Raw genomic sequence first — 22906 nt, 5'->3', positions numbered from 1 at the left:
ATTCTCTTTTATAGAGGTGAATGTGATCTACACCACCTCCAGAAATCAAAATATGACGCTAGCCACAATAGCCAGGACGTGGCTCGACCTCCACAACTCCTCCATAAGTATCCGTTTCTAACAAACAACAACGCTCTACAGCATCTCGCACCGCTGCACGTGCACGCTGAACTCGGGATTTAGCTCCAGAAATCGAAATCCCCATCTGTTTTGCTAACTCAACTTGGCTGTGCCCCTCACAGTGTGTATAACAAAGCGCATCTCGATAAATAGGCGGAAGATTATCAATAACATCCCGTAGGAAGGAACTTAAAATTTCAGGGAAATAACTTGTACCGTCACCTCCTTGAAACATCGGCATCTGAGACTCCTCCATCTCACCTTGATCAAAGAAAGTCACACTCCCTTGAGCTCCGCGATAATAATCAGCTATGGTATTCCGAGCTATTTGAAATAGCCATGCCTTACCACGTCTGTCATCTTGCAAACTAGAATAGTTTTTGAGCGCCTTAATCAGTATATCTTGCGTAAGGTCCTCAGCTAAATGAGGGTCACGCACCCGGCTGACAACAAAGGAATATATTTCTAAGCGAGTACCCTCACTTATCAACAAATCGTCGGTGACATATTTAGATTCTAGTGGCGACATGAAAGCTTCAGCAAATTCAGCAATAATTTAACACTGCCCCTCCCTGTGTCTAGGTAAACTTCCTATACTTTCCAGACAAGATTCTCCGTAAAATCGCTGACTTCCACCAACTTTCTAATGTGCACATAACCTATTAGAATAGTTAGCAAACTCTAAAAATCAAAAGCACGCCTTGTCCTAGCGTGCTTGATTTTTCAGAATCACCCCTAACAACTTAGGTCTATAATTTTCGTGGAAGTTTCACGCCCCTCTTCTGCGGTGAAAGAGAAGAGAAAATCCTCCCAAACCTAGCAGGAAAGTCGAAGAAGGTTCAGGCACCTGCCATGTCACTGTATCTGCTGCTGTGTTGTTCAATGTCCAAACAACAGGGGTATCCACATCAACAATATCAGCTACATTCACCCCTGAGAATGTTGTAGATCCAGACCCAGTCCACACATTATTGATATCAATATCATCTGGATCCAGAAGCAACTGCGTATTAAGTATTCCAAGTTGTTGAGTAAATACCGGTGAGCCCGCACTAATCAAATCAGTTCCGGGTTTGGCAAAATTAGGATTGGAACTCCAAGGTGAAACAAATTGGCTTGCATCAGATAAGCCAGCATTCCAGCTTAACCCAATAAATGAAGGGTCATCTAACCATAAACTAACACCCACACTACTTCCTGTACCCACTGTGGTTGAAGACAGTCCTGACAGGTCAAGACTTCCTGAGTAATTGACAATTGTATCACTTCCAGACTGAATAAAATTAACAACTACAGCTGCGCTGCTACTACTGACAAGAATACCAGATGCAAATATTGCAGTAGTAATAGAATTTATTTTTTTGAGGTTTATTTTCATAACTAATTTACTCTATTTCTCACTTAATACATTAAATATCATAAAAATAGTATTCCACTTACTATCATCTAAAAATATTCACTATTCTAAAAAACAGATAATCTTCTATCTACACTCCTACAGAGACTACATCTAATAAAAGATTGTTTAGGAAAATGAAGATTCTTCACAAATAAGGGGGGTATTGATTTTTAAATATAATGGTCACATCGAGCACTTTTAAAATATGTAATTCATACTCGCCGACAATGGTTTAGAGAAATTGACAGCTCTCGGCAAGTAAATAAAATATCGAAAGTACAATAGATTGTATCCAATGCCTAAGCTGTCCAAAGAAACGCCCAAAAATAGCTTCCGAGCTCTAGCAAGTGAACTAGGTAAAGAAGCGAAAAAGCCATGTGCAGGGAAATCGAATTTCTCTAAACGCCACCAATCTATTCTTATTCAGCCAAAGACTCATAAACTTCCCCAGTAACTAACAACGATTGACCAGATATCCTATCACCCCTAAACCATCCAATAATGAATGAGTTAGCTCAAATTATTTTACTCACACTATTCGCTGGAATCGCAATGCCACTAGGTGCATTTCTCGCGTCCATTGAAAAGATTCGTCCTCAATGGTTAGAAAATGATCTCCGACATGGAGTCATCGCCTTCGGTGGTGGCGCACTACTGTCAGCTATCGCACTCGTTCTCGTTCCTGATGGGATACATAATCTGTCAATCATACCTGTGATCACTTGTTTTGCAGCAGGCGGTATCATATTTATGTTTCTTGATCTTCGTTTAGCCGCCAATGACAAACCTCTTAGTCAGCTAACAGCTATGCTATCTGATTTCATCCCCGAGGCCTTAGCTCTGGGAGCGACTTTTACCTTTTCTAAAGAAGCCGGAGTATTACTAGCTGGTCTCATTGCACTCCAGAACGTACCCGAAGGCTTTAATTCATACCGAGAAATTAAAACTTCTACCAAGTATAGTTGCCTGCAAATCATCGGAGCTTTTACTCTCATGGCGTTATTAGGACCCATTGCAGGTGTCACTGGATATTTTCTCTTATCTGACTACCCTCACGTCGTCTCAGGCATCATGCTCTTTGCTGCAGGCGGTATACTCTACATCATTTTCCAAGATATTGCTCCCCAAGTTAAAATAGAAAAGCACTGGGTGCCTCCATTAGGTGCAGTTGCAGGTTTCTTATTAGGAATCATAGGACACATGTTAGTTGGTGGATAACTCAACCGGATGTCATGATTTATCCCACCCGACCTAACGAATAATACACCATCATTAATGCGAACTCGCATTCTGCTGTCGAGCAATATCATTCAGCGTAATCATACCTAGTAACTTCTGGGAGTTGGTGGCCGAAACAACTGGAACTTGTTGGAAATTATTAGCAATCATTTTGTGCGCCGCGTCGCGAATAGATGTCTCAGGATTCACCGCCAAAAGAGTTTGATCGAAAATCAACTTATCTAATAAATCTGACGGCTCCGCTTCCTGCAACTCATGCCGAGTAATAATGCCCACAACATCTCCCGCAGCATCGAGAATCGGATACGCATGATACAGCAGCCCCTGTGGTCCTACACTCTGGATCGCATCTTCCACAGTCTCACCAGTAACCAGCGTTACTAACTCATGCGTCATTATCGTTGAAACAGGCAAACTTCGATAATCTTGATGCCCTTGATACGCTGTAAACTTCTTCAGATTTACCCCATCTTGTAACAATAACGCATCGTATAAAGCAATCGGTCGGAACTTTTTAGCGATTGACCACGCGAGCATGTTGCCGGCCATCAGCGGTAAAATCAGGGAATAATTCCCCGTCATTTCAAAAATGATAATCAGCGAGGTGAATGGACAACGCACCACCGCGGAAAACATCGCCCCCATTCCTAACAGAACACATCCACCAACTACCTGATGATGTCCAGGCCAGTGAACAAAGTGAAACCAGTTCTCAAGCGCTACTAATACCATTCCAACTAGACCACCAAACATCCCACCTAAAAACAGCGTCGGCGAGAACAAACCGCCCGAACCACCAGTCGCGTAATTCACAATCACTGCCGTGAATTTACAGATCAGTAACACTGCTAAAATCTGCCAAACCAGCTTATCTTGGAATGCCAGCTCCAAGCTTTCGTAACCAATACTGAAAACTGTATTCTGCGGCTCTCCGAACAAACCTGTCACCTGCAACGCCAACAAACCTAACACACCACAACACAAGCCACCAATAGCAGGTGTCAACCAGCTGTAGTCAGCAAACTTAGTCTTACACTTCGAGCGTAAGCCTAGCACCGAGCTTACAAAAAAATGTCCTAAAAATCCAGCAATCACACCCATCGGAATCCCCACAAACATCCAGGGAGATGTAATGAATTCCTTACTGATAAAATCACTCGCCAAAATCGGATCCTCCCCCAGCATTGTCCGTGAGACTGCCGCTGCAATCACCACCGCAACAACGATCCCGCCGAGGGCTTTCATCGAAAAGTTATCTAATAATTCTTCAAAAACAAAAGTGATCGCCGAGAGTGGCGCGTTAAACGCCGCAGCGATCCCCGCCGCCATTCCCACAGGAAGTGCCGACTGAATACGATGCTCACTTTTAAAGAAAAATCGTCCAAGTCTGGAAGAAATTGCCGAAGACAAATGCACCGTTGGACCTTCACGCCCCAGACTATTTCCCAAACCACAATAAATCGACCCAAGTACAAATCGCCAAACACCCGAAGCGCTCGGGATAAATCCAGCCCGATTGTAATAAGCCATTTTCGTTTGAGGAATCCCGCTCCCCGCTGCATCGGGTGCAAAGAACTTCACAGAAATCCCTACAAGGAGTCCACCCAGCGTCGGTGCCCCCAACATGATTGCATAAAATTGCCAACCGCCGCAACCAGTCGCCCAATCCCACAAATGGTGGAAAATACCATGGATCGACCAATGAAACAGCACCGCGGCAACCCCACAGCTCAGCCCAATCAGAATGCAAAGTATAAGAAACCTCTGACCGTCATCGAGACGGGCTTTCATCCATTCAGAGATATCTCGCGTGTTCGGCATGAGCAACGCATCGGGAAATAGCACAGAATTATAAATAGCCAAGCCCGATCCTACGAATTGATTTGTGCAAGCCATTCATCTACTCCAAAAATCCTAATCATTGATGGAGAAAAAAAACGACAAACCCAAACTCGCAAAACGCCTCCTAGGCTCTGCACCCAAACCACTCGAAGAAACCCACAAGGAACTTCGATTCACCAGAGCCCGCCAAGGATCGTTCTTCATGCTCCTCTCGGCCTTCTGTGTTGGCCTCGGTCTTGCAACAGCCATCGCTATGTTTTCAAAATGGGGGCCATACGACCCCGATTATCAAAGCTTCATTTGGTTCTGTCTCATCCCACTGGTTCCAGCCTTCGTCTTACTACGTCTAGCCCTCCACTGCATCCGCCACGCCTACCTTATCCTCACTCCTATGGGAATCGAAATCTTCCCCTTTTGGAAACCAGAGAAAAACCTTCAGGTCCTGTTCTGGCAAGAAATCGACTCCGCTGAATGCGATTCGACCAAACTCACTCTCCACCGCGACGCAGCTCAAACCAGCGGCATTGTCATCAGTCTGAAACCTATCGGCAAACAACAAATCTCCTTGCTTCAAAAAGCAATCAGCGCCAGAACCAGCAGCAAGTAACAGCCTCTCAAATATGCGACCACCATCTATCCAACTCACATCCGTAGCAGACGCCTTTAACGAACAAGGTTGGGCACACGAAATCATCGAAGGCCGTGAAGTCCTCACCACAGCATTCGAAGCGCACCACACCCGCGTTCAGCTCTTTGCCCAAGTCTTCACTCAGCTTAACTCACTCACTGTAGTGGGCGAAACCGCTCTGGAAATCGACGAACTTCGTCAGCCGCTCCTACTCGAACTTCTCCACCGCGCGAATAAACAAATGAACCTCGGCGGCCTCGAGTTCGACCTCGATCGTCAGCGCGTCGTCTTCCGCATTACCAACATTTTCGAACGCGAAAAATTCGACAAAGATATCGTCTCTACCATGGTCCATTGCACCATTGCTGAAGTTGACCGGATCATCCCCTTCTGCACAATCATCCAACAAACCGCAGAAGACCTACTAGACGACCTCAATATCGAGCGCCTACTCCTGCGCCAAGATCTCCTGCCACCAGTCCCAGGTGAGGGAGAGGACGACGAAGTCTCACCGATCTAAGCTTTCTGGTCTACGGACCGCAGCTGAATATCACCAACCTCGACATGCAAAGGCATGTCGAGTACATGCAAAATACTCTCCGATATATCCTCAGCGGTGAGCATTTTTAATTGTTCCTTGGTGGACCGAAGCGTGTCTTCCCGCCCTTTGAAATAATCGTCTAACAACGGAGTATCGACAAAACCAGGAGAAACCGATGCCACCCGAATCTTCACTCCATCCATACGAAACTCCGCACGCAGAGACTCGGTGATCGCGCGCACAGCGAATTTTGTCGGTGCGTAAAACCCACCAGTTGGCGGTACTCGGTGCCCACTCATACTGGAAATATTTATAATCTGCCCACTCGTTTGATTTAGTACGGAAATCCCGAGCTGACAGCACAACGCCAAGCCGCGCACATTCACATTCCACATCCTATCCCAGTCAGCGATATCGCCATCACTAATCCGAGACAAATAGGCAATTCCAGCATTGTTAATCAAGACATCGACTTCCCCCACTTGATCTCGAACGGTCTCGAATGCTGCACGAACTGATGCCTCCTCACTGAGATCACAATAAATACCCTGCACACCATCCGGTAATTTCTCCACTGAACGACAGAATCCGATTACCTCATGCCCAGCGTCTAGCAAAGCTCGCGCTGTCGCTTTTCCAATTCCCGACGAAGCTCCTGTGATAAGAATCCGGCGCATGCCTCAATAATTTAAAGACCTCCAACGCCGCCCATACCCACAGTATGCGCAGCTCCGCGAACCACACGCCCCGGCATTGACAAGGTATTTTGAACGATTGGAGCACCGCAAGAACTCAATAAAGTGCTCACAGTCACAAGAAGAAGTATATTGCGGAACAATCTCATAAAGCGCACCCTAACTGCTTGACCATAGCTGTCAAATCTAACTCTGGCCTGCGCCAATTTAAGCTCCAAAAGCACGCTGCATGTCTAAGCCACTCGGACGTTGGAAAAGCTTTAGACCGAATTCTGGTGTCACCGCCATTAAATGATCAAAAATATCACTCTGGATCGCCTCGAAATTCACCCATGCATTATCCGAGCTGAAAGCGTAAATCTCAATCGGAAGACCATTATCCACCGGCGACAAATGCCGAACCAGAATCGTCTGGTCCTGAGCAATCTTCGGGTGATTCTTCAAATACTCTACCACGTACGCACGAAATGTCCCTATGTTAGTAAGAGCACGAGCATTCACCAAATCAGTGTGATCCACACCTTTCGCCGCATTCCATTCAGCGACTTCTGCCTCCTTCTGCTCAATATACTCCTTCAACAGGGAAATCTTGCGCATGCGATCCAGCTCATCCGCTTTCAAAACCCGCACCGACTGCATATCAAAATGCAATGAGCGCTTAATCCTACGCACTCCACTTTCACTCATCCCTCTCCAGTTTTTAAACGAATCTGAGATCAAGGCGTAGGTAGGCACAGTCGTAATCGTCTTGTCCCAGTTGATAACCTTCACCGTAGTCAGAGCCACCTCGGTGATCTCACCATCCGCACCAAACTTTGGCATCTCAATCCAGTCACCCACCGCCACCATCTGATTCGCTGAAAGCTGCACACCCGCGACGAGACCAAGAATCGAATCCTTGAAAATTAACATCAAGATTGCAGTCGCGGCCCCTAAACCAGAAAAGATATAAAGAGGTGATTTCCCCATCACGCTTGAAATGATAAAGATCAAACCGACCAAGAAGAGAATTACCTTAATCACTTGAATAAAGCTCTTCAAAGGCAGCTTCTTCGACACCTCGTAGCGATTGTAGATTCGCTCCACAATGTTTAGCGCCGACATCGCCGAGAATAAAATCAGCACAATCGCCGCCACTTGTGAGGCAATTAATAAAACCTGCCCAATACCAGCGATCACAGTGTCAGTAGAATCCACACCGAAAGCGTCCGCATCAAAAACTACAAGCGACGTCTTCCAGACGATCGTCACAGGTACTAACAAGGAGATCCAAGTAAAAATTTTACTCTTCAATAACTCATCATCCCAGTCATTCGGCGTCGCGTGCACGATCTTCGCAACAACCCGATAAATCATGAAGCGTGTGAGGAAATACGCCGCACCAGCAGCCAATAACACCATCGTAAATAACACGAGGCTTACCACTAATTGCTCTGTCAGCCCATAATCTCCTGCATCAGAGTATATGAACTGATACACCCGATGGTGCCAATCTTGGTTTTGCATACAGAGCCAATACAGCTGCAGCCTCTAAGATTCAAGAATGTTACAATAAAGATTCTGCCTACTCAGCGAAGTACAAAAATCCAGAAGCATCCATCCTACCCTTCAGCAGCACTCCATTATCGAGGTCGCCACCAAACACTAAACTTTTCAGCTCCATCTCGCCCTCAGCTAACACTTGATAAGCAAAACCTGGCAACAAACGCCCGACACTGCCTTCCTTCCACCCTGCTTGGAATAGATTTAACTCGCTTATCGCATTCGGGTGCTTTGTCGATATCGACACGACACAGCTATCGACTGCGCCGATCGGATAACATGGATGCACCGCCTCAGTATCTAACAGACCCCGCGTGTGGTAAAACACCCCAGACTGCACATCGGAATCCTTCAGCACAGTATGCAGAGTTTCACCACCCACATACGCCTCGATCTGATACTGTCGATCCCACTCGCGCACTTGCTCTTTTGTCACCTCTTTATCCGTCAAAATCACCCGCACACGATGCACTAACATCAACCCAATCGAAAACACCGGAGCCAACTCCGTCGTACCATCTACGACAATAATACCACTTTTACTAAAAGCCGGACTCTCCGCCACCTGCAATGCATTGGTAAATAATGCCCGTTGTTCCTTTTCTGACATAGCACGCACCCGGTCTAACATCGTTCGCCACATCGCAGACTCACCATTCAAGGGCTCGATATCCTGCCCCAAAAGCTTTGCCGGGTAATGCAATATTTCTCGCATCCCAATCGCTTCCGCTGACAACTTATGCAATGACTTCCGCACCGTCTCAGATTGTGAATCATTCCACTCTAATGCTTCCCCCCAAGCGACAGTCACCCCATAGGGCAACTTGTAAGGGACTTTCTTAAAAAGCTTCCCTCTCTCAAACGAGAAAATCGATCCCCACAAGCCATCCATATACACTGGCAGCACCGTACACTGAGCCTTGCGTGCGATCATCTCAAAGCCGCGCTTCATTTCTAGCATAGCACCACTGCGCGTCAGTTGCCCCTCTGGGAAAATACACACAACCGAACCTTCAGCCACAGCTTCCGCTGCGACCGTGATTGCCTCTTTAGCCTTCGAAGGAGATATCGGCACCGTATCAAACAACTTGCTGAACTTTGCGATGATCCCATCTCGCTTGAAAAAATTGTCATGCATCAAAAAGCGAATCGGACGAGGACTCGCCGCTGTCAGAATAAAAGAATCAATATACGTCACATGGTTCGGCACGATCAGCACCCCACCCTCTGCCGGCATACGCTCTGCATGCAGCACCTTCTGACGGTAAAAAATGCGAAACACACTCAGCAAAGTGAAACGCACGAAATGCTGAGGAAGTAACTTCGTAGAAAATCCAGTAACCACCAGCGTCAGAACTGCCATCGCCACAAACTGCCCACTCATCGACACCCCAAACTTACTCAAGGCCAGCTGAAACGCCACAGCACCAGCACCCGCTAAACAATCCAGCAAATTCAAACCCGCTAGAATACGCCCACGCTTCGAAGGATCCACCACATCTTGCACATAAGCATTCAGCGGCACCAAAAATAACGCGCCACCAGCGCCAGTAAATACCATCCAGGTCTTCATCCACCCCGAATCCAAGGGCGTCAAAGCCATTGCCACACAACCAGCCACTGTCGTCAAACTACCAATCGGAACTAAGCCCAACTCAATATTTCTCCGGCATCCCAGCGAACCTAATAAACCACCCAGCACGATCCCACCAGAAGCCGCCGCCAGAAACCATGCCATTTCCGAACCAAAACCTTGCTTCCCACCGGTCAATTGCTCAGCCAGCTGTACTGCCGCTAAGTTGATAAAGCCTCCAAAAAACCAAAAGAAAGCCACCCCCAAACAACTCCATTTCAATCGACGGTCATGAAACAACTCACCTAACTGTCCGAAATGCTCCCACAGAATCTCTTTCCGAAACGGCCGGTTCGAAGGCGATGGATAAAACTTCATCGTAAATGAAAAAATCACCGCCGGCACCGCTAACACCGTCAAAATCATCATAGGCTGCAACGCCGCACTCCAGCCATCTCCCGTAGCAGCCAAGCGATTATCAAACCAAAATCCACTTACAATCTGCCCCACACAAATCGCCAAAACAGACGCCATTTCTAACACACCACTGGCAAATCCCAAGCGTTCACTACCCACCATTTCCTTTACCAAGCCCTTCTTCGCGGGACTCAAAATCGTTGACTGAATCGCCAATAAGAAAAAGCCCAAGATTCCGATATTTAAATTCTGCAAGTAAATGCCCAACGAAATGAGCACCAACACTCCGAGCTGAATCACCATGCTCGCCCGCATCACTGATGTCTTACTAAATCGATCCGAGATCCACCCCGCCACCGGCGAGAGAAAAATAAAGGGAGCCACGATCAATGCACCTAACACATACTTCATGTCCCCGCCGCCGCCAGCTCCACTCTGAATCACAATCCACGCCGCTAAGGGAATCAGAAAAAACTGCGCCGCCTTGTCATTGAATGCATTTTGAGCTGCTAGAGTGACCATCGTCCAGTAGGAGCGCTCATCTCTCTTGCTAGCAATGTGATGCTCTTCTCGTTCGCGTAGATTTTGCATAGGCTGTAAAAGCTATTACATAATCTCTAACACTTGGAAATCGATAAAAAGTGACACTCTATTGTTTTTGCCAATAGTTCTTCTTAGTTCACCTACTCCTGAGCTGCTCAAATGAAAAATCTCTCAGCTTCCACTTGCCAGTTCACAGCGAAAAAGCCACTAATGCCGCATGGACGATCTGTTTGATTTCGCATCTAACCAAGAACCGCAAAAAGACCAAACTCCTGCAGCACGCATGCAGCAGCTCGCGGCCGAGCTCGATCACCATAACCAGCTCTACTACCAAGACGCTCAGCCAGAAATCTCAGACGCCGAGTACGACGCACTCTATCGTGAACTAGAAGAACTTGAGAAAAAGCATCCAGAACTCGCTGATCGGAATTCCCCGACCCAGCGAGTCGGCGGCGCCCCACTCGATTCCTTCGAAAATATCGAACACCTCGTCCCCATGCTCTCTATCGACGATGTTTTTGAGCACTCCGACGACTATCTTAAGAATCACCCTGAGGTGAAACGCGAACAAGAGCTCATCACCTTCTATCAGCGCCTCCAAAAAAATCTCAGTCAATCGGAGGTCCCCGTCACCATCGAACCCAAACTCGACGGCGTTGCTGTCAGCCTCGTCTACCGTAATGGCCAGCTCGACTACGCCGCCACCCGTGGCGATGGCAAACGCGGTGACCTCATCACTGAAAATGTCCGCACGATCCAGTCAGTACCGCTCAAACTCGGTGAAAACCCACCCGAGCTTCTTGAAATCCGCGGCGAAATCTTCATGCCTAACAGCGGCTTTTCAAAAATGAATGAAGAGCGCGATGAAGCGGGGCTCCCCACTTTCGCCAACCCGCGCAACGCCACCGCAGGAACCCTCAAGCAACTCGACTCACGCGAAGTCGCTAAGCGCCCACTCGCATTCCTCGCTCACGGCCTCGGAGCCTACGAGGGCCCAGAACTCCCCACCGAACACGATTTTCATAAACTGTTAGAAAACCTCAACATCCCGCGCAACACCCCAGTCCAAGTCGCCAACACCTTGGAAGAACTACTCCAAGCAGTCGCTAAACTCAACCAAGAGCGCCACGACTTTGATTACGCTACTGATGGCGCTGTCATCAAAGTCATCTCCCGCGCCGACCGTGAAAAACTTGGTTTCACCTCTCGCGCACCGCGCTGGGCCGCCGCTTACAAATTCCTCCCGGAACAAGCCGAGACCACGCTCAACGCCGTCACCATTCAAGTAGGCCGCACCGGAGTCCTCACCCCCGTTGCCGAGCTCACCCCCGTCCTCGTTTCAGGTACCACAGTCTCCCGCGCCACCCTCCACAACCAAGACGAAATCGAAAAAAAAGACATTCACATTGGCGATACCGTGGTGATCGAAAAGGCCGGTGAAATCATCCCTGCCGTCGTCAAAGTCATCAAAGAAAAACGCCCAGACGGAGCCACTCCCTACAAACTCTACGATGCCGTAGACGGAAAATGCCCATCCTGCTCCGGCCCGATATCCCAAGAAGAAGGCATGGTCGCTTGGCGCTGCACCAACTTCGCTTGCCCCGCCCAAGCCGTCACTGGCATTAAACAATTCGCCTCTCGTAAAGCACTCGATATCGACGGCCTCGGAACCTCCGTCGCTGAAGCCCTAGTAAGGGACGGCCACGTCACCACCCCGCTCGACCTATTCGACCTCGACCTCATCACCCTCAGCGAACTCAACCTTGGCACCAAGTTTGAACCACGACTCTTCGGTGAAAAACGCGCCACAAAATTGCTCAACTCACTCGAAGCCGCAAAAACCAAACCCCTCCACCTCTGGCTCTACGCCATGGGCATCCGCAACATCGGTGAATCCGCTGCTCAAGAACTCGCTCGCCTTCACCAAAAACTCACCGACCTTTCTGATAGCCCCGTTATCGATGCTCTAGCAGACCTTCCTAACTACTGCGAACTCAGCGTCTCAAAACGCAAAAAAGAAAACCACCCTCTACTCGCTCAATTCCAAATCGACGACAACTTAGGACCAGTCGCCGCTGCCAGCATCCGTAGCTTCTTCCAATCTGAAGCCGGAACCAAGGTGCTCGAAAAAATAGCTAACCTAGGGATCGAACCGAAATCAGAAAATTTCGCACCAAAACCCGCAGATATCGACCAATCTCAGCTCCCCTTCACCGGCCTAACCTTCGTCATCACCGGAACCCTTTCCAAACCCCGCCCTGAATTCAAAAAGCAAATCGAATCCCTCGGAGGCAAAGTCTCAAGCTCCATCTCAAAAAACACTACCTATCTCCTCGCTGGCGAAAAAGCGGGCTCTAAAGCCGATAAAGCAGAACAACTAGGTGTCAACATCCTCGACGAACTAGCATTCAATTCGCTACTCGAAAATTAGGCCTCAAACACCAACGTATTTTCCTCCCAGATCTTCACCGCTCCACTTCGTCTAACTATTAGGTTCTGATAAAGTTTTGGCCAATATTGACTTGGAGCAACAGTAAAGGCTGTGGCAAATGCATCTGCCACCGCAGCGCCTTCCTCACTCACCACTGCAACCACGCGATTCTCAATCTGCGCTTCACCTCGTTTCGGATTAAGCAGTTTACGCGTAGAGTCGTGAGTTGACACAGCCAAACCAGCATCCTCGAACCGCATCGTTCCAACTAAATCCACTTGTTCCCCTACTGGAGTCCCCATCACGGCAAGTTCCCACGGACGCTGTTCAGGATGTTGCCCAACTCCATAGCTCTCTCCGAAATGAAGCAAAGCCGACTTGACTCCGAGAGTTCGCAAATGCTGCGCCACGTGATCCGTTAAATACCCTTGTATCAATGCGTTAAAACTCACCTCAATCAGTGGATCGCGTAGTCGCACAGCTGCCTCACTAACGGCGACATTATCCATCGTTGCAGCTGCGAGCATTGCATCGCTCAACTCCCCCTCCTCCATTGCCATCCATGCTTTGTGGATAGCTGGCTGGTAGTATCCCTCAGTCCTCACACTCAACTCACGAGCCAGTTCTAACACTTTTAAAAACACGGCACTCGGATCACGTAAAACTCGCTCACGATTCAACACACTCACCTCTGAGGCATCATTGTACAAAGAAAACGCTAATTCAAGTTGCTGAATCAGCTCTTCGAATCGCAAAGATTTCATGCTCGCTGGATCAAACTGATACAACTCAGCGCTCATCGGAATGCCGAAACCGATACCCGACCAATGGTGGTCGATCAAGTCAACAGCTTCCAGTTTCCGCCCGCAGCCCACTACACAAAAGACTGAGAACCCCTGCAGAAAAACACGTCTGGAAACCTTTTGCATCGACTCTATTTTACATTCCGATTCCGACGACTCGACCGATACTGCAGAACCACTCCAGTGCCAATCAGCCACAGAGTACAGACGATCACAAAATCATAAAAATACTTGGCAAAAGCACCACAAAAATGACCTGCATGAAGATCTAAGATAACACGCGCCAACGGCAGCCCACCACCAGCCCATTCCGTGGCCAAAGCCGAACGCGTCCTAGCATCTTTCACCTCCACCGGAGCCAATTGAAACTCAACCTCTGCTTCAGCTACTTTAGAAAACTCTATCCAGTCAGAGTCAGCCAACCACCACCCCTGCTCATTTTTAACAACGATTCCATCCACACTCGTTCCAATATTTATGAGTGGAAGCTCAGGTAATGATAGCTCATCAACCACTTCTAACAATTCACCCGTAAGACTATAAAGAGCCACAGATTCCGCAGTCGCCACAGCGATTTGATTCTTCCCCACCGCCACACCAATCGGCTGTTGGGTAAGTTCCATCGCCTTACCATTCAGAAAGCTCACACCGTCCCAATGCGCTAATTCCTGCTCATAAACTTGATAGATCTCTGGCTCTCCCTTGGGTGTCATACCGTAGAGCTTAAGAATAAATGGAGATGTTACACGTTTCTGATCCAGCTCAAAATCATCACTGTGGTTGAGTAAAAAACCTGTAAGTAGCACCCAGATCAAAGGAAGTGCCGCCACCATTCCCAACCAGCGGTGCCACGCACGCGACCTGCGCTTGCGGCGTTTCGGTTTCCGAACCACATCGCAAGCAGGTGAGCAACCTGGCTTAAAATCAGTTTGCATCGATGTGGTCGGATCTGCCATGCTTCTACTTCCCAACTTGGGACGATAAATACAAGGCTGCAGCTCCTACTTTTTTCATAGAATTTACTGAAAGAGTCGCTCCGACTATCCCATCGATAGAACGATCGAGCCTATTTCCATTGAGAGTGGCTCCGACAAATTGTTTGGTAAAAAAGGGCTTACTCACCTCCCAGCCATGGCTCTCTCGGTAGACTAACACTTTAATCTCTGAAATGCTTCCAGACTTCACTACGACTCCAATCGTGATTGGCTCGCTTTTCCCAACCTCATCTATAACAAAAGCAGTTTTTCCCCCACCTTGCCAATAACGTACTTTCTTCTCCTTATAGCTATGCCCAAAAATGGATTTGAGATGTTTCAGCTGTACAGAGCTCAGCGAGAGAACTTGGGTTTTAGGGATGCCGCCAAAATGGCGTTTCATGAAAACCGAGGGCTTCTCGTACACCTTGGTCGCCGCGAATAGTGGCTGCATCACTGCCACTAACATAAATAATAAAAAGACCGCTCGACCCCAAAATGATCGAACGGACTTCATGAATAACGGTATTGATACAATTCCCATATGAGGAGAAATGCTGATCAACTGAGTGTTGACCAGCAAAAATGATCAAATAAAATCAGCTTAGTAGTACCAACCAAAGCCAAGGTTGTAGATTTCAGTGCCGCCCACTTCACCTTTAATTTCTTGGTTGAGGTAATCCGCTTTCACTACGAGATTTTCATTGATCCAGTAGTTCCCACCAAGGTTGTATTCAGTGTATTTCTTGGAACTGCTGCCAACCGCAAGATCTGCGTACTCATACTGAGAAAAACGTCCAAATACACCAACTTTACCGATAAAGGTGTCCCATGCATAAGACGGCTCAAGGTAGTAACCCCACTGGCTGTCACCTTCACTCTCAACATCAATTTCCCATGCTGACCCGAGTGCGATAAACTGGAAGCCACCCTTGCGGTAAACACCATGTACTTCACCAAGAACACCATCTTGGGTACCTGACGCAGAGCTATCCATATCGGACTGGTACTGAAGGGATGCACTTAATTTAAGATCTTGAATACCGGTGTATTTTGCACGTCCTGTGAACGCCCAGCTGTCATTGTTTTGATTAAAACGATTACCATCAGAATTCACTGTAAAGAGGTCGATACCATAACTGGAACGTCCGCCACGGATTGAACCACCACGAGTATCATTACCACCATGGAACATTCCGTCTAACTGCCAATCAGTTCCAACATTTTGAGTCACACCTAGTCCGAGTAGTGTCCAAGTCGTAGGAATGATACGCACCTCTACGTTCGGACGCTCCACACCATAAAAAGTTGTTGGTTCATGGACTTCGTTAATCACACCAACTGGTGCAAGAATAAGACCACCCTTAGCAACAAGGTCATCGCTGAATGTGTATTCTAAGTATGCTTGCTCTAGTTTGAGCTCAACACCAGTACTAGTGAAAGAAGCATCATGACGTCGCTTCTCAAGTGAGTGCTCAAGTTCAGTCTCAGTAACGAGCTTCAAATTATCAGTGAACTGGAAATCCGCAAAAAGAACAATGCGGTGCGGGTCAACTTCTGTGCCACCATCTTTCCAAAAGTTTGCGTGGATTTCACCATAAGTGCCAAAGGTGAAGCGATCCCAAAAACTCTTTTCAGTTTTAATCAGTGACGCATCAAGTGCATCTGCATCTCCCGCTACAGCGGAACCCATCATTACAGCTCCCAGAGCTGCTGAGGTAAGAAGTGTCTTTTGCATAGTAATGTAGTAAGTGTGTGTTACTCCAAATTAATTTCTCTAACTATCTGGCTTTAAATAATTCTAAATAATCAGTTTGGACGGCGCGTTTCCTATCGAGACCGATTCTCATTAGCAACCATTATTTAACAAAATCGACACAATAAATTTCAAAAAGGCTCTCAACAAACTATAAAAAAGAGAGATACAACCATTAAATGCAATGAAGTTATTTTGAAATTTCGCCAAACAATCCCTTCACTCCTGAGATATTTATGATTCCCTAAACTCCATAGAAAATCCTTGTATTTTCCTTGCAGCCAAATGGATCGACGCTTAATTTCTGTCTAGACCAAATTCTTAATTATGAAGAAACTCACACTGATTCTCGCATCCGCAGTAATTGGCCTTGGCCAAGCTGACGCAGCCGACGGCAAAGCACTTTACGCAACATGTTCCGCATGTCACCAAGCAAATGGCGCTGGTATTCCTGGAGCATTCCCTCCACTTGCAGAGTCTGAGTGGGTTAACGGACCAGTCGAAAACCTCATCCGTATCCAGCTTCGCGGTCTCATGGGACCAATCAAAGTCAAAGGAGTCGAGTACAATAGCATGATGCCACCAAACGCATCCATGTCTGACGAAGAAATTGCTGCTGTTCTCAGCTACATCCGTAGCAACTTCGGCAACACTTCAGGTCCTGTCACTCCCGACCAAGTGAAAGCTCTCCGTTCTGAAGCCGGCAAACCACCACTCAAAGCTGACGAACTCATCGACCCTAACGAAGCTCCAAAAGAAGAAGCTAAACCAGCCGGTGAAGAAGGCGCACAAGCAGAACCTGCAGCACCAGCTAAAGTACTCGCAGCAGGTGATGTTACAGAACAAGGTGATGTCACCAAATCTGATGTCCAATCAGGTCCAAACAAACTCGTTTGGGGTGGCTTTGCCGCATGGACCCTTCTCTGTATTTTCCCTGTAGTCACAGGTGTTGGCCGCAAAAAAGGCTAATCCAATAACTTAGCATAAATCGCTAATACTTTTTCAGCAGCGTCTTGCCATGTGTAAGACGCTGCTTCTTTTTGCAGGCTTTTACAGATTTTAAAATAGTAGCCCGCGTCAACATGAGCACGATGCAGGTAATCACTCCATGACTTCGCTCGTTCTAGGGAAAATCGTGGAGCCGAAGGCAGAAGCTCAGCCACTCCACATTGTTCCGTAACCAGCACTGGAACACCCATCTGTGCTGCTTCCAGCGCCACTAAGCCAAACGGCTCTTGGTAGGACGTCATGCACACAAAGCTCGCGTCTCTATAGTATTGCCCCACATCACAATGGCTTTGATGCTCCACCCAATCTACCGCAGCTCCAAACCCATAGAAGTCGACCACACATTGAAGCTTCTCCAATTCCTCCCCACTCCCAGCGAACAAAAAAGAATAGTCATTACTTATACTATAAAGCTGCCGCATGACCTCAACCATGAACAATGGAGCCTTCTGCTCACACAACCTGCCAACAAAAAGAACTCTCCGCTTTCTTACCTCACAGAGCTGATTCCCTAGGCGGTTTGAAAACTTACTGCTATTATGAACCACTCTTACTTTCTCTGGCTCGATAGAAAACGACCGCACTAGCTTGGCGGCCGCGTGATTACTCACACTGATCAACGAATCTGACTGGCTTGCCCCCCATTGCTCCAAACCTGAAATAAAGTCATTCACATGTCCCCCTAGCCGTTCTCTTTGGGTCGAATGAAAATGCAGAACCAGTGGAATTTTTAAAATGCGCTTCAGAGCAACAGCCGCAAGAATACCATGCCAATCATGCACATGCAGAGCCTCGAGAGAACCACGCTTGAGCCCGAGTAATGCTAAATTAAATCGCCAAACATCCTGATCTATTCCCGCGTAAGGAAGCAGTTGCCCTGAAACCAGTTTTCCTAAGGCACGCTCATAATCAACTGCTGCTATGGCACTATCACTATAGTAACTAGAATAAGAAGACTCTCTCCCCTCTATCAGCCCAGCAGCAGACACCAGCACATGACTTTCAGGAAGCGCCTCGACAAGCTCTGAACACGCAACTCCCAATCCACCAGAACTACTCCCAATGTCTTCCCACGTGATATGCCAGATACTACCGCTCATCAATAATCCATCTATCCTGTCAGCTCCTCACACCAAAGCAATCTCGATTAAGCAATAGAACATACACATCGCTACCCAAGACGAGCGAAGTGAGGAGAGACAGATGCCCATTGTTACAGAATACTCTCACCAAACGACTCAAAAGATACTGTTCATGAATTTGATCATCACATAGAGCTTAAATTAGGTAGGCATACTACTTGCTAGCGTGATCATGGTAGAAGAGTGCTTTCCTACAATGAGGATTTGCACTGATTCAGAACTCATCTATTTTCTCATGCTATGAACAAATTTCACTGTGTTGTCATCCTGCTTCTCTTGAACCTTCCCCTATTTGCTCAAGATGATGTGAAGGAAAACAACGATCTCATTGCGGTACAAAATGTCACCTCCGATGAAGCGATCAAAAACCGTATCAGTGAAATCTATCAGGCGGTTGGTGGCTTCGATGGGATTACGATCACAGTACAATCCGGAGTTGTTAAACTCACTGGTGAAATCGCAGATGACTCCACACGCGAGGATGCTGTGTCTCTTGCATCTCGAACTGACGGCGCTGTTCTCATCATTGATCGGCTTGAGGAACCAGTAGAAATCACCAACCAGCTTGCTCCCGCATATGAAAAAGTTCAGGAAATGGGAAGAGCGCTGGTCACGAAACTACCACTTATCGCTGCGGCGCTAGCCTTACTCTTCTTCGGATACCTTCTATCCAGATTCATTAGTAAACACCACAACTGGCTTGACCGGATGAATGTTTCCTCTCTGAGTAAGCAACTTATATTGAGGCTCATTACGCTGGCTATCGGTCTGCTTACAGTCCTCACAGCCTTAGAGCTGCTAGATGCTACCGCCATCGTTGGAGCCATCATCGGCGCTGCTGGATTGGTAGGAATTGCACTAGGTTTTGCCTTCAAAAACATCGTTGAGAACTACCTTGCAGGCGTGCTTCTAAGCACCAGAAATCCTTTTGAAATAGGTGACTCAGTGGAAATCGACGGCAACACAGGAAAAGTCGCATTACTTACAGCTCGCGATACTGTTTTGGTCACTTTAGATGGTAACCACCTTCGCATCCCCAACGCAGTTGTCATGAATTCTGTACTGACCAATTTCACCCGAAACCCTTTGCGTAGATTCGACTTCTACGTTGGTGTGTCTACTGATTTTGATCTCGATAAAGTCAAACGAATCGCCATGGATATTCTAAAGGAAAACCCAGCCGTTTTAGAAGATCCATCTCCGATGGTGGTTGTCGATAACTTGGGTGACAGCTCGGTAATGATCAGATTATTTGGGTGGGTCAATCAAACAAACCATGATTTTTTAAAGTCTAAAAGTGAATCGATTCGACTCGTAAAAGAAGCATTTGATGACGCTGGCATCGAAATGCCAGAGCCAATTTACCGCGTCCATCTTCGCGAGAGTCCCGCTACTATTAGTAGTTCCAAGAAAGAAGAGATTAAGCAAACTCAAGAGAGAAAAAGTAAGAAGAGTGTAGATTATGCTGACATTGCTCCTGACAAAACCATCGAAAACCAGATCCATGATGAAGCAGGCAAGTTAGATGAAGAAAATCTTCTCAACAAACAACCTTTGAGCAAATCCTGAATCTAATAGCAAAAACGAAGAGACGCATTAGCTCCCAGCGATAACTTTGTTTCTATCAACCTAGTGCCACTCCATATCGGGCAAAATGCACTAGGTTAGGTTGATATTTGCCCACGTCTGAACCATTCATGAGAGTGTAAATTAACTAGATTGCCCATACTTTGGCAATAGAAGGTAATTTTTGATTCGGCATGCTCCATGAAACTTGAGTTTTGCCTACATGATACCGGCAATGGCCTCTATCAGGTAAGGCTACTGTGTTCTGGGAAAAGAACCCTCCTAGAAATAGCGCACCTGTGAATTTCGAGAACAAGTAGAATGATGTCATGGCAGCTGCATTATTTTCTCTCGATGAACCCAGCGACCAAAAGAATTCTAAGAAAATAAAAAACTATGAAAAACAAACAGGTATTACTCCTCAAATTTCGACGAGCGTTCACAACAAAATCACCGTGTACATTGCCTCATATCAATGTGCATGCACTCTGCATAATGCAATTTACTAGGGGGGCAAGATGCAATCATTGTGACTCAAAAATACGATTTTCTTAATAAGACCTATCAATCAATAATTATCAAAACCCCTTGTATACAAGTCGAATGCGACGCATTTCACTACAACAAACTTGGAATGGCATACCATCTGCAAATATAGTGTTACCATGAAAAACATGATTACATTACTACCCTTTGCCGCTGTTACTGGATTATTTCTCACAAGCTGCGAGGTTGAAAAAACTGAAGAAGGCAAACTGCCCGAAGTTGATGTCGACGTAAAGACTGAAGAAGGCAAGCTTCCCGAGTATGACGTTGAAACTGCAGACGTTGAAGTGAAAGAGAAAAAGGTCGAAGTCACAGTGCCTGACGTCGATGTCAAAATGCCTGACGAACAAAAAGAAGAGGAGAATGAATAAATCTGATTTCACAATAATATGTCTCTTATAAAAATCATTCTTGCCATTTTTCTCCCGCCAGTAGCTACATTCTTGCAGGTTGGGCTGGGAGCTCACTTTTGGCTTAACATACTCCTAACATTACTCGGCGGAGTGCCGGGTATGGTCCATGCATTATGGCTGGTTCTCAAAAAATAAACCCCTGTGCACTTCATCTAAGATAATAGATATATCAACCTAAACCGTGTGGTGAAGTAATTTGTCCACACGACCTAACTAAAAAGGGAAGGTAGCTCAAGCTTGAGCCGCCTTCCCTTTTTTAGAGTCATCCCAATGACTACAGACCACCAAGATTCTAGTTTGCTGTGAACGAAGATGCAGTTTGATATTTTCTGTCGAGGCAATTATAAGTCATCAGTTTAACTTTAGCTCAACAATAGCTATTCCCTTTATCGGCAACTGAATAGCAACCTCTCCGCATAGGGGAATATTGTCGGACCAGGCTGTTAGGATTTTCGCACGGGCCTCTCTTCCACTAGTTAAAAGGATAAATGAAGTAGCCTATAGGTCTAAAATGTCACTAACTGATAGATGATTGCCGAATGCTACTTCTTCTGGCATTCTCGAGACTGTGATTTTTATAAGACTTTATTCACCGACAAAAATACTTATGGAGAACACCTATTTGAATTAAGTTCGCAGTATATCCTTACCTCAACATTTTTATTACTAATAGTGCTCCAGCCTAACTATTGGAACTCTCCATCTATTTACTAGAAACCCGATTGTTCCTCAGCGTCCTCCCACATAAACCTCATAGCTGTTTACAGATTAGTTGATTAATTATTTTCCTCACTAATCGAAGAGCTGCATTCTTCTCCACAACAGTGCTACTTATTTCCTTCACTAAGCAGTGGCTTACGCTTCAATTCACAACTCAGATGTTTAAAGTTCAGCAGGTTCAAGTTCAGTTTTGATTGAAGTAACCAGTTCAGATCTAATTACCATCTGAGCCGTCTTTCCCCTGCAGCGGTACACTTCCAGTTTGAATCCGCAGAATCATATTTCAGAGTATTGTACTACTTTGAGTCTGAACACGCGAATGTTCTAGCAGCCACAATAACGCCTCTGAGTGATTGTGATCACACATTAACTTTTCGCGTCCCACTAAAAAACTAATCATATCTCTCGTGCAATGCGCACGACCAAGAGCGACGATTTGCAACAAATAAAAATCCCCCGCCCAGAGTAATATCCGGACGAAGGGACCTAGCATAAAAATATGGACTCATTTTTCTGAGACCCGTTTTCTTATGGATTACTAGTCAAGTGCATCTAGAGCTCTGATGTGAGATTTCACGCGAGGCAACCACTGCGTTTCGATAAGAGAACGGCACTCAGGCATGGTAGATGATTCTTCAATGGCATCCTCATATTCTTTAAGGCCATGTTTTTCACCTTGTTTAAGAGCCGCCACAGCGGAGTCATCACCTAGAAGATTGGCAGCACCCTGCACGGTGTTCGCGAAACTACCCCATGCTCCGGAATCATCGTCTGGCTCTCCACCCATCTGCCTAATATTTTCACGCAGCTCGAGAACAGAAGTTTGGTGCTCATCTTTAATGCGTCGTAATGTAGCCACTTCCTCGTCATGGGCAAACTTCTCGATCGCTTTCTCGTAAGTTTCCACTGCTGAGAGTTCACCGCGCAAAAGGCTATTACATGTTCCGATGCAGTCTATTTGTCTTTCTGTTAGTGTATTGTTGTTCATTGTTATTTGTTTTCTAATGT

20 protein-coding genes are annotated in these 22906 nt (G+C 46.6%); 8 read left to right on the top strand and 12 right to left on the bottom strand.

The features are described 5' to 3' along the window. Positions 1-58: 58 nt before the first annotated feature. Together ACFPK9_RS15230 and ACFPK9_RS15225 are read right to left on the bottom strand one after the other, a co-directional pair. Complete coding sequence (locus ACFPK9_RS15230; RefSeq protein ID WP_377096252.1) at positions 59-649, bottom strand: sigma-70 family RNA polymerase sigma factor; 591 nt, start codon at positions 647-649, stop codon at positions 59-61. Between the two features lie 240 nt (positions 650-889). Continuing rightward, positions 890-1498, bottom strand: a complete 609-nt coding sequence (locus tag ACFPK9_RS15225; RefSeq protein ID WP_377096249.1) for a PEP-CTERM sorting domain-containing protein — start codon at positions 1496-1498, stop codon at positions 890-892. A gap of 522 nt (positions 1499-2020) precedes the next feature. On the opposite strand from ACFPK9_RS15225, the gene ACFPK9_RS15220 reads away from it, so the two are divergent. Beyond that, positions 2021-2737: a ZIP family metal transporter gene (locus tag ACFPK9_RS15220; RefSeq protein WP_377096246.1), complete on the top strand. Its 717-nt coding sequence runs from the start codon at positions 2021-2023 to the stop codon at positions 2735-2737. A gap of 54 nt (positions 2738-2791) precedes the next feature. Here the strand turns inward: ACFPK9_RS15220 and ACFPK9_RS15215 are convergent, their stop codons facing one another. Further along, positions 2792-4621, bottom strand: coding sequence for a chloride channel protein (locus ACFPK9_RS15215; protein ID WP_377096243.1), 1830 nt, complete (start codon positions 4619-4621; stop codon positions 2792-2794). A gap of 61 nt (positions 4622-4682) precedes the next feature. Between ACFPK9_RS15215 and ACFPK9_RS15210 the strand changes: the two genes are divergently transcribed. Both ACFPK9_RS15210 and ACFPK9_RS15205 read left to right on the top strand, forming a co-directional pair. Continuing rightward, the gene (locus ACFPK9_RS15210) at positions 4683-5207 is read left to right on the top strand and encodes a hypothetical protein (RefSeq protein WP_377096241.1); all 525 of its coding nucleotides are present in this window, start codon (positions 4683-4685) and stop codon (positions 5205-5207) included. A gap of 13 nt (positions 5208-5220) precedes the next feature. Then, positions 5221-5748 carry a YbjN domain-containing protein gene (locus ACFPK9_RS15205; protein ID WP_377096239.1) on the top strand — a complete coding sequence of 176 codons (528 nt, stop codon included), beginning with the start codon at positions 5221-5223 and terminating at the stop codon, positions 5746-5748. On the opposite strand, the gene ACFPK9_RS15200 is transcribed toward ACFPK9_RS15205, so the two are convergent. From ACFPK9_RS15200 to ACFPK9_RS15190, 3 genes are all read right to left on the bottom strand, one after another. Continuing rightward, positions 5745-6446 (bottom strand): SDR family oxidoreductase, encoded by a 702-nt coding sequence (locus ACFPK9_RS15200; RefSeq protein WP_377096236.1) that lies wholly within the window; start codon positions 6444-6446, stop codon positions 5745-5747. The two genes, ACFPK9_RS15205 and ACFPK9_RS15200, sit on opposite strands and share 4 nt — an antisense overlap. 225 nt (positions 6447-6671) lie before the next feature. Next, positions 6672-7970, bottom strand: a complete 1299-nt coding sequence (locus ACFPK9_RS15195; RefSeq protein ID WP_377096233.1) for a mechanosensitive ion channel family protein — start codon at positions 7968-7970, stop codon at positions 6672-6674. A gap of 58 nt (positions 7971-8028) precedes the next feature. Beyond that, complete coding sequence (locus ACFPK9_RS15190) at positions 8029-10587, bottom strand: MFS transporter (protein ID WP_377096230.1); 2559 nt, start codon at positions 10585-10587, stop codon at positions 8029-8031. A 169-nt stretch (positions 10588-10756) separates the two neighbouring features. Here ACFPK9_RS15190 and ligA point away from each other — a divergent pair, with 169 nt between their 5' ends. Next, a complete protein-coding gene (gene ligA / locus ACFPK9_RS15185; RefSeq protein WP_377096227.1) occupies positions 10757-12970 on the top strand; it encodes an NAD-dependent DNA ligase LigA in 2214 nt (737 codons plus the stop codon). Here the strand turns inward: ligA and ACFPK9_RS15180 are convergent. The 4 genes from ACFPK9_RS15180 to ACFPK9_RS15165 all read right to left on the bottom strand — a co-directional run bounded on the left by ACFPK9_RS15180 (position 12967) and on the right by ACFPK9_RS15165 (position 16485). Next, entirely contained in the window at positions 12967-13899 is a 933-nt protein-coding gene (locus ACFPK9_RS15180; RefSeq protein WP_377096224.1) for an FAD:protein FMN transferase, read from the bottom strand. The two genes, ligA and ACFPK9_RS15180, sit on opposite strands and share 4 nt — an antisense overlap. A 5-nt stretch (positions 13900-13904) precedes the next feature. Continuing rightward, positions 13905-14729 (bottom strand): PepSY domain-containing protein, encoded by an 825-nt coding sequence (locus tag ACFPK9_RS15175; protein WP_377096222.1) that lies wholly within the window; start codon positions 14727-14729, stop codon positions 13905-13907. A 4-nt stretch (positions 14730-14733) separates the two neighbouring features. Continuing rightward, a complete protein-coding gene (locus tag ACFPK9_RS15170) occupies positions 14734-15201 on the bottom strand; it encodes an FMN-binding protein (protein WP_377096219.1) in 468 nt (155 codons plus the stop codon). A gap of 150 nt (positions 15202-15351) precedes the next feature. Then, positions 15352-16485 (bottom strand): hypothetical protein, encoded by a 1134-nt coding sequence (locus tag ACFPK9_RS15165; RefSeq protein WP_377096216.1) that lies wholly within the window; start codon positions 16483-16485, stop codon positions 15352-15354. 345 nt (positions 16486-16830) lie between these two features. Between ACFPK9_RS15165 and ACFPK9_RS15160 the strand changes: the two genes are divergently transcribed. Continuing rightward, positions 16831-17472, top strand: coding sequence for a c-type cytochrome (locus tag ACFPK9_RS15160; RefSeq protein ID WP_377096213.1), 642 nt, complete (start codon positions 16831-16833; stop codon positions 17470-17472). Here ACFPK9_RS15160 and ACFPK9_RS15155 read toward each other — a convergent pair. After that, complete coding sequence (locus ACFPK9_RS15155) at positions 17469-18611, bottom strand: glycosyltransferase family 4 protein (protein WP_377096210.1); 1143 nt, start codon at positions 18609-18611, stop codon at positions 17469-17471. The genes ACFPK9_RS15160 and ACFPK9_RS15155 overlap by 4 nt on opposite strands. 282 nt (positions 18612-18893) lie before the next feature. Here ACFPK9_RS15155 and ACFPK9_RS15150 point away from each other — a divergent pair, with 282 nt between their 5' ends. The 3 genes from ACFPK9_RS15150 (at position 18894) to ACFPK9_RS15140 (ending at position 21313) form a co-directional block, all read left to right on the top strand. After that, positions 18894-20222, top strand: coding sequence for a mechanosensitive ion channel domain-containing protein (locus tag ACFPK9_RS15150; protein ID WP_377096207.1), 1329 nt, complete (start codon positions 18894-18896; stop codon positions 20220-20222). Positions 20223-20893: 671 nt separating this feature from the next. Next, positions 20894-21136 carry a hypothetical protein gene (locus ACFPK9_RS15145; protein WP_377096205.1) on the top strand — a complete coding sequence of 81 codons (243 nt, stop codon included), beginning with the start codon at positions 20894-20896 and terminating at the stop codon, positions 21134-21136. An 18-nt stretch (positions 21137-21154) separates the two neighbouring features. After that, positions 21155-21313, top strand: coding sequence for a YqaE/Pmp3 family membrane protein (locus ACFPK9_RS15140; protein WP_377096202.1), 159 nt, complete (start codon positions 21155-21157; stop codon positions 21311-21313). A gap of 1123 nt (positions 21314-22436) precedes the next feature. Here ACFPK9_RS15140 and ACFPK9_RS15135 read toward each other — a convergent pair. Then, positions 22437-22886, bottom strand: coding sequence for a PA2169 family four-helix-bundle protein (locus ACFPK9_RS15135; protein ID WP_377096199.1), 450 nt, complete (start codon positions 22884-22886; stop codon positions 22437-22439). Positions 22887-22906: the final 20 nt, after the last annotated feature.

Origin of the sequence: Rubritalea spongiae (assembly GCF_042652385.1) — a bacterium.
Lineage (GTDB): Bacteria > Verrucomicrobiota > Verrucomicrobiia > Verrucomicrobiales > Akkermansiaceae > Rubritalea > Rubritalea spongiae.
Note: the sequence above shows the minus strand (reverse complement) of the source record. Positions and strands in the feature narration are given on the sequence as shown.